At 62.8% G+C, this 10,743-nt stretch carries 11 protein-coding genes; 5 read left to right on the top strand and 6 right to left on the bottom strand.

Annotated features, from left to right (window positions below; genetic code table 11):
• From I8N66_RS17900 to I8N66_RS17890, 3 genes are all read right to left on the bottom strand, one after another.
• Nucleotides 1-688, bottom strand: a 688-nt coding sequence (locus tag I8N66_RS17900) for a LysR family transcriptional regulator (protein WP_291156083.1), incomplete at its 3' end; no start/stop codon positions are given.
• A gap of 243 nt (nt 689-931) precedes the next feature.
• Entirely contained in the window at nt 932-2,635 is a 1,704-nt protein-coding gene (locus tag I8N66_RS17895; protein ID WP_291156080.1) for an amidohydrolase, read from the bottom strand.
• A gap of 299 nt (nt 2,636-2,934) precedes the next feature.
• Nucleotides 2,935-3,345, bottom strand: a complete 411-nt coding sequence (locus tag I8N66_RS17890) for a hypothetical protein (RefSeq protein WP_113539803.1) — start codon at nt 3,343-3,345, stop codon at nt 2,935-2,937.
• A 340-nt stretch (nt 3,346-3,685) separates the two neighbouring features.
• On the opposite strand from I8N66_RS17890, the gene I8N66_RS17885 reads away from it, so the two are divergent.
• From I8N66_RS17885 to I8N66_RS17865, 5 genes are all read left to right on the top strand, one after another.
• Complete coding sequence (locus tag I8N66_RS17885; protein ID WP_291156076.1) at nt 3,686-4,384, top strand: RNA polymerase sigma factor; 699 nt, start codon at nt 3,686-3,688, stop codon at nt 4,382-4,384.
• 94 nt (nt 4,385-4,478) lie between these two features.
• The gene (locus tag I8N66_RS17880; RefSeq protein ID WP_291156073.1) at nt 4,479-5,000 is read left to right on the top strand and encodes a DUF4142 domain-containing protein; all 522 of its coding nucleotides are present in this window, start codon (nt 4,479-4,481) and stop codon (nt 4,998-5,000) included.
• 8 nt (nt 5,001-5,008) lie between these two features.
• Nucleotides 5,009-5,323, top strand: coding sequence for a cupredoxin family copper-binding protein (locus tag I8N66_RS17875; RefSeq protein ID WP_113539806.1), 315 nt, complete (start codon nt 5,009-5,011; stop codon nt 5,321-5,323).
• Between the two features lie 145 nt (nt 5,324-5,468).
• Nucleotides 5,469-6,491 carry an LLM class flavin-dependent oxidoreductase gene (locus tag I8N66_RS17870; RefSeq protein ID WP_291156068.1) on the top strand — a complete coding sequence of 341 codons (1,023 nt, stop codon included), beginning with the start codon at nt 5,469-5,471 and terminating at the stop codon, nt 6,489-6,491.
• A 150-nt stretch (nt 6,492-6,641) separates the two neighbouring features.
• On the top strand, nt 6,642-8,372 hold the full coding sequence (locus tag I8N66_RS17865) for an adenylate/guanylate cyclase domain-containing protein (RefSeq protein WP_291156065.1): 1,731 nt from the start codon (nt 6,642-6,644) through the stop codon (nt 8,370-8,372).
• Nucleotides 8,373-8,472: 100 nt separating this feature from the next.
• On the opposite strand, the gene I8N66_RS17860 is transcribed toward I8N66_RS17865, so the two are convergent.
• From I8N66_RS17860 to I8N66_RS17850, 3 genes are all read right to left on the bottom strand, one after another.
• The gene (locus I8N66_RS17860; protein WP_291156060.1) at nt 8,473-8,847 is read right to left on the bottom strand and encodes a hypothetical protein; all 375 of its coding nucleotides are present in this window, start codon (nt 8,845-8,847) and stop codon (nt 8,473-8,475) included.
• Between the two features lie 122 nt (nt 8,848-8,969).
• Nucleotides 8,970-9,740, bottom strand: coding sequence for an ABC transporter ATP-binding protein (locus I8N66_RS17855; protein WP_291156057.1), 771 nt, complete (start codon nt 9,738-9,740; stop codon nt 8,970-8,972).
• A gap of 9 nt (nt 9,741-9,749) precedes the next feature.
• Nucleotides 9,750-10,733, bottom strand: a complete 984-nt coding sequence (locus I8N66_RS17850; RefSeq protein WP_291156054.1) for an ABC transporter substrate-binding protein — start codon at nt 10,731-10,733, stop codon at nt 9,750-9,752.
• Between the last annotated feature and the right edge of the window lie 10 nt (nt 10,734-10,743).

The following is a 10,743-nucleotide window of genomic DNA, read 5'->3' as shown; positions in this document are numbered from 1 at the left end:
CCGCCTCCATGTCGCTGACGGTCGCGCGCGGATTGGCGATCGAGAAGATCTTGAGGTCGCGGGCATTCCAATAGGAGCGGCCGATCAGATTGTGGGATCGGATATCATCGACCTCGATCTCGCTGTCATCTCGGGAAAACAGCGGATGCTCGGCACCGCAATAGAAGCGCTGGGTTTCCTCGTAGAGATCGATGTATTCCAGCCCCAGCGTCGTGCGCGGAAAACTGGCGATGGCGATGTGCAGTTCGCCCGTTATCACGTCGCGCAAGAGTTCGTGCGGCGGCCGCGTCACGATCGAAAGCGCCACCTCCGGCGCCTCATCCGTCATCCGGGCAAAGACGCTGTTGAGACGGGAAGACGGATCGGACAGTGTGTTGTCGATGAGACCGACGGAAAGCGTGCCATTCAGCTGGTGCTGCAACCCTTTCATGCGGGTGTCGAACTGGTCGATCGAGCCGAACAGGCGCTTGGCTTCCTCGTAGACCGCCCGTCCCTCCTCTGTCAGGCGAAAGCCGGAGCGGCCGCGCTGGCAAAGGGTGAGGCCCAGCCGGCTTTCCAGCGCAGAGATATGGTTGGAGATCGTCGAGAGCGAGAGATTGAGTTCGCCTTGCGCCGCTGCGAAACCGCCGGCCTCCACGATCGTGATGTAGATGCGCAGCAACCGCACGTCCAACGAGTCCAGTGCCATGTAGTCCCGCCTTACCTTGATAAAACTCCAAGTTAAGCGAGATTATTATGTATTTTCATAGACTAAGCTAGAGCTGCCCTCATGAATATCGCGGTTGTTGCTCAACGAATGGCTGCTTCGCCGGTTGCGACAGGAGCAGGCTAAGCTGCAAGCCAAATCGGCCGGCGCCAATGGCACCGGCCGGAATATGATCTGGATCGCTCAGGCGGTTGCCGATCGACCGTGGGCTCTTCGGCTCCGGCTCTAGGGCTGGCGATAGACCTCGTTTCCGGCAAGGTACGTCGCCTCGACCTTGCGCTCGCGGATGGAACGGTCGAGCGGATCCGGCAGCGTACCGTTGATCAGCACGAAATCCGCCCATTTGCCGACGCTGATCGAGCCGATCTCACCGCCCCAGGGCGTCATGTCGGCGCCGGCTTGAGTGAGCCCATGCAGCGCCTGGTCGAAGCTGACCGCCTGCTCCGGATGCCAGGGCCCGTCACCGAGGCCGAAGGGGCTTTCGCGGAAGACGGCATCGTTGATCTGGGTCAGCGGGCTTAGCGGTGAAGTCGGCCAGTCGGAACCGAACACCAACGGCACGCCAGCGTCCAGCATCGAATGCCAGACGTAAGCGCGTGGCTCACGCTCGGTGCCGATGCGCTCGGTGATGTATTTGCCGATCGTGCCGGTCGCATGGTTCGGCTGCATCGAAGCAACGACGCCCAGATCCTTGAAGCGCTGGATGTCCTTGGTCTCAACCACCTCGATATGCTCGATGCGGTTCGGCTGGGCGCGCGGCACCGAGGCCTCGGCGAAAGCGTCAAGCACGAGACTGACGCCACCATCGCCGATCGCGTGCACCGCCGTCGGGAAGCCGTTTTCGTTGGAGGCCTTGATCGCGGCCGCGAGCTGTTCCTTGGTTTCGAAAGGCTTGCCCTTCCAGCCATGCTGGTCGGAATAGTCCTCATGCATGTAGGCAGTGCGCGTCGAGAGCACGCCATCTATCACCGACTTGGTATAGCCGAGCTTCAGCATCGGCCCCTTCTTCTCCTGCTCGCCGGATTCCGCGGCGACCTTGTCGACCTCGTCGCGGTCCTTCACCGCGGCGGCAATCTTCTTTGGATCGCCCTCGAAGAAGCCGTACCAGACGCGAAGTGGCATCTTCTTTTCGGCGAGGATCGCCGCATAGTCGTGTGCCGCCGCGAGATCCGACATATCGTTGACGCCGGTGATCCCGAGGCTGTTGGCAAACTTCATCGTCTGCAGCAGTGCCTCTCTTCGTTCGCTGTCGCTTGCGACCGGGCGATGCTTCTCGACGAGATTGCCGGCGCTTTCAAGAAGGATGCCACTCGGCTCGCCTTTGTCGTTGAGCACCACCTGTCCGCCCTCTTCGACTTCCGACTTGGCGGTAACGCCGCCCACTTCAAGTGCCTTGGAGTTGACCCAGACGGAATGGAAATCGATGTCACGCAAGATGACGACGCGATCCGGCACCACGGCATCGAGGTCTTCCTTCGTCGGCAGCTTGCCCTCGCCGAGCGTATAGTCCCAGCCGCCGCCCATCAGCCAGACGCCCTTTGGAAGACGCGCGTCGGCCTCCTTGATCTTTTCGAGCCAGGTCTTCTTGTCGGGGATGTAGGAAAGGTCCACACCGGTCACCATGTCCATGCCGGATGTGAGATGGGTATGGCCGTCGATGAAGCCTGGGGTCACGGTCTTGCCGCCGGCATCGATCACCTTGGTTTCGGCGTCGGCCAGGGCCTTGACCTCGTCATTGCTGCCGATCGCAGTGAATTTTCCGTTCTCGACCGCGAAGGCCTGTGCCTTCGGCTTGCTCTGATCGACCGTGCGCACATCGCCGTTGAGCACAATCAAATCGGGTGCCGCCCATACCGGCTGTGCTGCGCAAACCATCATCGCCAGGACCGACGTCGCGCTCAGTGCCCGGGTTACTGCTGCCAATGTCATGAAATCCTCCTCCCGCGACTGCATCCCTCCACCCCCGGCGAGCCGCGCGACACCGGTGTTGGGGAGATGATGCTGCAAGTCGGAGAGGTAACGATATACTCCCTCGGGCTAGGTCTGCGCCAAGTCGCCGCAAGGGCCGTCATCCATCGAAGTTTCGCGTGAAGTGTCACCGACACCAGTGATCGCACGATTTCTCTATCCCCCCGGCGGCGAAACCTCGTCACCGCGGAAGAGGAAAACGGGAAGTGAGGGAAGCTTCCGGCTGGCGCCCTGGCTTCCCTGAATAAGGCCGATCTGACTCAGGTAAAGAGCGCCTTCAGTCGCGGCCAGAGGCCGATGGCCGAGCGAACTCGCCGGGCGGCATAGGCCGCACGCACCGAACTGCCGAAATTGCAGTCGCAGACGATGTCGTGCAGTTGGTGGTCCGATATTTCGAAGAACCGTTTTGCTTCGCCGTAGCTGTCATCGGCAAGGCCTGCGAGCCGCAGTTGCGTATCCTCGAAGGCGACGGTCATGGGCGAACCGTTGACCTGCATGGCCTGCCGAACGGCAGCAGTCGCGCGTTCGGTACCGGAAAGCGTGCCGAGCCGGCGGTCGGGATTGCTTTCCAGGAGTTCGGCCCAACGTTGGAGCCGTTCCGTTCTCGTCATGACGGGATCGGGACGGATTTCGGCGAGCGCTTGCAATTGTTCAATCGATTGATGCTTCATAGTCGTCTCTCCTAGTCCGAAGATGCGACCTTGGTGCGCGCCCCGCCACACGAAGATCGCCGTTCCACCAACTCGCCAGCAGGAACCACAGTTCCCTCGCCAATAAAAAAAATTCCAAGGACGTGTACCGCAGCGCGAAGCGTGGTCGGGGACCCAACTATCACTGGCGAAAATGCCTGAATTCTCCATGGCCAGCCGCTCAAAATGCGCGCCCCGCGTGTCGGAAGGCGGGGGCGCTCGTTTTCAGTATGCGTGCCGTTCCGCAAGGCGTATTCTTTCCTTCGACCGGTCGGGAACGATTTTTCCGGATCCGCATCAAACGGTGGTTTGGAGGTGGATGATGAAGGATGTTCTCTTGCAATCGACACGGACCACGCCCGCTCCCGATGATTTGACGGACCATGACCTGGTTCAGGGCGCGCTCGCAAATGATCCAGAAGCGTTCCGCACCATCATGCGAAGGCATAACCAGCGGCTCTTCCGCATCGCCCGCGCCGTGGTGCGCAACGACAGCATCGCCGAGGACGTCGTGCAGGAGGCCTATCTTCGCGCCTTCGAACACCTGGAGACGTTTCGCGGTGACGCCAGCCTCGCCACCTGGCTCCATCGCGTAGTGCTCAACGAGGCGCTCGGACGCCTGCGCAAGTCATCCACCCGGCGCGAAGTTCCGCTCGTAGCCGAACAGGTGAGCGCCGACATCGTGCCGTTTCCGAACGCAGCTAGCACGGAGGATCCGGAGCGATCCCTTGCCCAGCGGCAAATCCTGCGGCTGGTGGAAGAGGCGACCGACGCCTTGCCGGACGCGTTTCGCCTCGTCTTCACCGCTCGCGTCATCGAAGCCATGAGCGTCGAGGAGACGGCCGTCCTGCTCGGCATCAAGCCGGAGACAGTCAGAAGCCGTCTCCATCGCGCCCGCCAGCTGCTGCGCCAGCATATCGACCGCAAGATCGGCCCCGTGCTGATGAATGCCTTCCCTTTTGCCGGTCGTCGCTGCGAACGGCTGACCACGGCCGTCATGAGCCGGCTTGGACTCGTGTGAGGTAAAAAAATCGGGAACCTCCGCCATCGGCGCGCATCCAATGAAGGTGATCCACAGAGACCGGTGGCAACGCCCCGCCGGAGAGGAGTTTCCGATGTATGCCCGCCTCACCTCAGCCCTCGCCCTCGCCTGCCTCCTCAGTGGCGCAAGCCTTGCAGCCGGGACCAAGATCAACGATCCGCAGATCGCCCATATCGCCTATACCGCCGGTGTCATCGACATCGAGGCGGCCAAGCAGGCCCTGCAGATTTCCAAGGACAAGGACGTGCTGGCCTTTGCCAACGATATGGTTCGCGACCATGAGGCCGTGAACAAACAGGCGCTCGATCTCGTCAAGAAACTCAAGGTGAAACCGGAAGACAACGACACCAGCCGCGCGCTCACGAAGGCCGCCAAGGACGAGCGCGAAAAGCTTGCGAAACTGAGCGGCATCGACTTCGACAAGGCCTATGTTGCTAACGAGGTTGCCTATCACAAGCAGGTCAACGGCGCGCTCGAAACGCTGCTGATCCCGTCCGCCAAGAATGCCGAGCTCAAGGATCTGCTTCAGACCGGGCTGAAGCTGTTCCAGGGCCACCAGCAACATGCCGAGCATGTCGCCGAGATGATGAAATAGGCGGCGCCATGGTCTCGAAGCTGAGCCTTGGTGCCATTTGCGGTCTGGCCGTGATGCTGGCCGGACCGCCCGCGCGGGCCGAAACCATCCGGGTCACGATCGAAAAGCTCGTGTTCTCGCCCGCCGAGATCAACGCCGTCGTCGGCGACGTGATCGAGTGGCAGAACAAGGACGTCATGGCGCACACGGCAACGGCCAAGGGTGATTTCGACATCGTGATACCGCCCAAGAAGACGGCGACGCTCACCGTCACCAAGGCCGGCACCTACGATTATTTTTGCCGCTTTCACCCGAACATGAAGGCCCGCCTGCAGGTACGGTAAAGCGAGAGGGGTTCCGTACCAGATCACGACGGCGCCGCGACGCAGTCGGCGCCGTCGTTCACGGCGAAGTCACCGAGCGCTGTCTGTATCCCAAACCGGAATCGTGCGATGAAACGGTCGGTTTCATTCTACAGGCGGCACGACCATGAAGAAGATCGGCTTTCTTTCCTTCGGACACTGGACGCCCTCGCCCCAGTCGCAGACGCGATCGGCGGCCGACGCCCTGCTGCAGTCGATCGATCTTGCTGTCGCGGCCGAAGAACTCGGTGCGGACGGCGCCTATTTCCGGGTTCATCACTTCGCCCGCCAGCTCGCCTCCCCCTTCCCGCTGCTTGCGGCCGTCGGCGCCAAAACCAGCCGGATCGAGATCGGCACCGCCGTCATAGACATGCGCTACGAAAACCCGCTCTACATGGCCGAAGACGCCGGCGCCGCCGATATCATCGCCGGTGGTCGCCTGCAGCTCGGTATCAGCCGCGGCTCGCCGGAACAGGTGATCGATGGCTGGCGCCATTTCGGTTACCAGCCGGGCGAAGGCGAAACCGAAAGCGACATGGCGAGACGCCACGCGGAAGTGCTGCTCGACGTGCTGCGCGGTGAAGGTTTTGCTGCCCCCAACCCACGGCCGATGTTCCCCAACCCGCCTGGCCTGCTGCGGCTCGAGCCGCATTCCGACGGCCTGAGAGAGCGCATCTGGTGGGGCGCCAGCTCCAACGCCACTGCGGTCTGGGCCGCCAAACTCGGTATGAACCTGCAAAGTTCGACACTGAAGGACGACGAGACCGGCCTGCCGTTCCATGTCCAGCAGGCCGACCAGATCCGGGCTTACCGGGAAGCATGGAAGGCGGCGGGTCACACGCGCGAGCCACGCGTCTCGGTCAGCCGCAGCATCTTCGCGCTGGTGGACGAGCGCGATCGCGCCTATTTCGGGGGCGGCAATCAGCATGAGGACAAGATCGGCTTCATCGACGACAAGACGCGGGCGATTTTCGGCCGCAGCTACGCCGCCGAGCCTGAGGTCCTTATCAGGCAACTGGCCGAGGACGAGGCGATCGCCGAAGCCGACACGCTGCTCCTGACCGTCCCGAACCAGCTGGGTGTCGACTACAACGCCCATGTGATCGAGGCGATCCTGCGACACGTGGCGCCGGCGCTTGGCTGGCGCTAAGGACGAAAGCCGGCTGGGGCGGAAGCGGGCGGGATTGTCCCCGTCTCGGCGCGCCGCTTGCCACCAATCGGGACCATAAGCATTCCCTCATAGACATTTCCGGCGGACGCCCTACAATTCCGCGTACCCCTTTCTGCGGAAGCGCGCGATATGGCTGAAGAACGCGCTCAACGGCGTCTCGCCGCCATCGTGGCTGCCGATGTCGTCGGTTACAGCCGCCTCGTTGAACTGGACGAAGGCGGTACGCTTGCGACGTTGAAAGAACGCCGCAAGCAGATCCTCGATCCCCTTGTCCGAGAGCACAAAGGCCGCATCGTCAAGACGATGGGCGATGGGGTGCTGGTGGAGTTTGCCAGCGCAGTGAATGCGGTCATCTGTGCAATCGATATTCAGAAGGGCATGGCAGCGGCCAATCAGGGCCTTGCCGACGACCGCCGGGTTCTCCTGCGCATCGGTATTAATCTCGGCGATGTCGTCGTCGAAAGCGGCGACCTCTACGGCGACGGCGTCATTGTCGCTGCGCGGCTCCAGACCATGGCCGGCCCCGGCGAAATCTACGTCTCCGGCAACATCTACGATCAGGTCAGGAAGCGTCTCTTTTGCGATTTCGACGCGCTTGGCCCGCAAGCAATCAAGAACATCGTCGAGCCGGTCAACCTCTATCGCATCGCCACCGCAACCCTAGGCCAAGGCGGCGGCGCCAGGGCGCCCCTGCCGCTGCCGATCAAGCCGTCCATCGCCGTCCTTCCCTTCACCAATATGAGCAACGAGCCGGAGCAGGAGGTCTTCGTCGACGGCCTGACCGAAGACCTGATCACCGACCTTTCCAGAGCCGGCGGATTGTTCGTCATCGCCAGCAATTCGGTCTTTGCCTACAAGGGCCGACATGAGGACGTGCGCCGGATCGCGCGCGAACTCGGCGTTCGATACGTGCTGGAAGGCAGTGCCCGACGGGCGGCCGGCCGGGTTCGCATCAACGCCCAGCTGATCGATGCCTTGCAGGGCGATCACCTCTGGGCGGAAAGGTTCGACCGCAGCCTGGAGGACATCTTCGCCGTTCAGGACGAGGTAACGAGCAGGATCGTCGAAGCCCTGGTCGGACGACTAACCGACGCGCCGGCCCGCAACCGCCCATCAAACCTGAAGGCCTACGACTATTGCGTCCGCGCGCGCTCGCTCGGGCTGCAGACGGCGGGAGCCGCAAGAGAGGCGGTCTTTCTTGCCGAGCGGGCGCTGGCACTCGACCCGGACTACGCCGAGGCGCATCGGCTCCTGGCCCTGAACCTGTGGCTAAGCTGGGAATTCTGGGACCAGCCGGTTGTCCCCTATCGGCAACGCGCTGTCAGCGAGGCGCAGAAGGCGGTGGCGCTCGATCCCAACGACGCCGGGAACCGCTGGGTCCTCGGCATCATTCTGGGGCACGAGTGCCGCTGGGAAGAGTCCGACGCCGAATTCGACCTTGCCCTGACGCTCGATCCGAACCACGCCGATGCCTGGGCGATGCGCGCCGACCTCATCGTTCTTGGTGGCCAACCGGCCCAGGCGATCGATCACGTTCACAAGGCGCTGCGGCTCAATCCGCATCCGCCGGGTTGGTACTACTGGATGCTTGGGCAGGCTCAATATGCCACTTGCGACTATGAGGCGGCGGTCCAGACATTGCGCCACCCGGAAACCTACCGGGCGACATCCCGCCGCCTGCTTGCTGCCAGCCTGGCGAGGCTCGGCCGCCTGGATGAAGCCCGCACCGAAGCGCAATTGTTCCTGATGAACAACCCCAACTTCACGATTGCCCAGTGGGCCGCATCGCAGCCGTTCCGGGACGAGAAGATGCTGCAGCACTTCGTAGAAGGCTACCGCCTGCTGGATCTGCCGGAATAGGCGATGCTCCAGGCAGACATGCGTAACGACAGGGGACGCGTGGAATCCTTATCCCACGCGTCTACTTCAGGCACTGTCGATTGGATCCGCGGCAACGAGCTTAGGGAACCTGTGGCGGATGCGCGACGCCGAGGTAATAGTCGCCCTCGCCGCCACTCTGATACTCACCTGTGTAGCGCTGGCGGGCGTCACCCAAGGTGCGGGCCGGCGGGCGATAGACGTAACTGGGCGCCGGTTCGACATAGATGCTGCCGGTCGGCATCGGATCGACATAGACCTGCGGCTGAACAGGCTCGACATAAACCGGGCCCGGCGCGGGTTCGACATAGTAGGGTTGCCCGTAGAGAACCCTGTTCTGGGTGCCCGGCGGATTGTGCGGGTCGATACCGGTGTAGAAACCGTTGGCCATCGCCGGTGCTGCCGCGCCAAAGGCGAAGACGATTGCGGCGAATGACATTCCCTTCGAAAGCTTCATGGCGTTGCTCCTGTCTCGGCTCGGCATCCGGTCCATATGGGAGACCCAGCAGGCTGTGCCTCCTGTCGAATGCGGCCATCGAGAGATAAACGCCTGATCGCTGCAACCGTTCCGCCGAAGCCTCAGTGCAGACCGAAGAGGTTGAGCAGTTCCTCGCGATGGCGGACGAATTCGGGCGCGCTGCGATCGCGTGGGCGCGGCAGGTCGATCTCGATCAGCCTTGGTTCACCGCCCTTCTCGCGTGGCAGGATCAGGATACGATCGGCGAGATAGATCGCCTCCTCGAGATCATGGGTAACGAGCACCGTCGTCACATCCTCATCCCGCCAGATCCGCGCCAATTCCTGCTGCATGCTGATCTTGGTCATCGCGTCGAGCGCGCCGAGCGGCTCGTCGAGCAGCAGGATTTCGGGCTGGACCGCGAGCGCCCGGGCAATGCCGACGCGCTGCGCCATGCCGCCGGAGAGTTGCCGCGGATAGGCGCTCTCGAACGGCTGCAGGCCGACGAGTTGTACATAGCGTCGTGCCCGGTCCCGCGCTTCGCCGCGGGAGAGCCCCTGCGTCTCCAGCCCGAAGCCCACGTTGTCGAGCACCGTCAGCCAGGGCAGCAGCCGCGGCTCCTGGAAGATGACCGCACGGTCGGTGCCGACGCCTTTCGTCAGCTTGCCGTCGATCAGTACCTCTCCCGCATCCGGGTCCTCGAGCCCCGCCAGCACCCGCAGCAGCGTCGTCTTGCCCGAGCCGCTGGCGCCGACGATGGCGAGCGTCTCACCGGACCGGATGTTGAGGTTGATGTCTCTGAGTACGGGCAACGGCGTGCCGTTCAGGCGGTAGGACTTGGAGAGATGGCGGATCGCCACCTCTCCGCGACGAAGGTTCTGGGCAACGCTCATGGTCGGTCCTCAGTTGCTGACCGACGGGGCGTCGACGGCAAAGAGCACGTCCTTCGGCGTCAACTGGCCTTCCCTAAGCTTGCCTTCACGTACCAGAACGTCGATCCAGAACTGAAGGTCGCGCTCGACCGGAAGACCACCCGCCCGCACCCCGTAGCCGCGGAAGTACTGGGCGATCTCGGGATTTTCGCCGCGCGCCTGCAACGCCTTGGCCAGGATCTTCTTGGTTTCTTCGGGATGCTCACGCGCGTAGTCGAGCGCGCGGGCCGACTGCAGGACGAAGGTCTTGGCGGCATCGGGATGCGCCTTGACGAAATCCCGGCGAAGCACCACGAAGCCGCCGGCGATTTCCCCGAGCACGTCGGTATCGTCGAAGATCGCACGCAGGCCGCCGTTCTTGCGCGCCGCCCCCTCGAACGTCGTCTGCCAATAGCCGAAAGCGGAAATATCCACCTGGCCGGAGCGCAGCACCTGCTCGAGCTGCGGACCGGGGACGACCACCTGGTTGGCAGCGTCCGTCGGCAGGCCGACCGAATGCAGCGCTTCGCGGATCGTGTAGTCGAGATGCGCGCCGAGCGTGTTGACGGCCATGCTCTTGCCGGCGATGTCCTTGATGCTCTTGATCGGGCTGTCTTCCAGCACGTAGAAGATCGACTGCACCTCGTCATTGATGCCGTTCGAGGGATAGGCGGCAACGAACTCATTGCCGCTGATGATGGAATTCAGCACGGCGGAAGTGGCCGCACTGCCGATCTCGACGTCGCCGGACGCAAGCGCGATCAGCGAGGCCGGACCTCCCGCCGCGTAGCCGATGTTCTCGATCGTGATGCCGGTGCCATCGAAATAGCCGAGCTCCTGGGCGAGTTCATGAGCCGACAGGCCGCCTTGGCTGGCGAGGTAGCGCAGCTTCACTTCGTCAGCGGCCATCGCCGGCGCGGCAAGGCCGAGGGTTATGGCTGCAGACAGAAGAAGATTGCGGGCATGGAAAGTCATGTCGATATCC

This window comes from Ensifer sp. SSB1 (genome assembly GCF_016652895.1).
Lineage (GTDB): Bacteria > Pseudomonadota > Alphaproteobacteria > Rhizobiales > Rhizobiaceae > Ensifer.
Note: the sequence above shows the minus strand (reverse complement) of the source record. Positions and strands in the feature narration are given on the sequence as shown.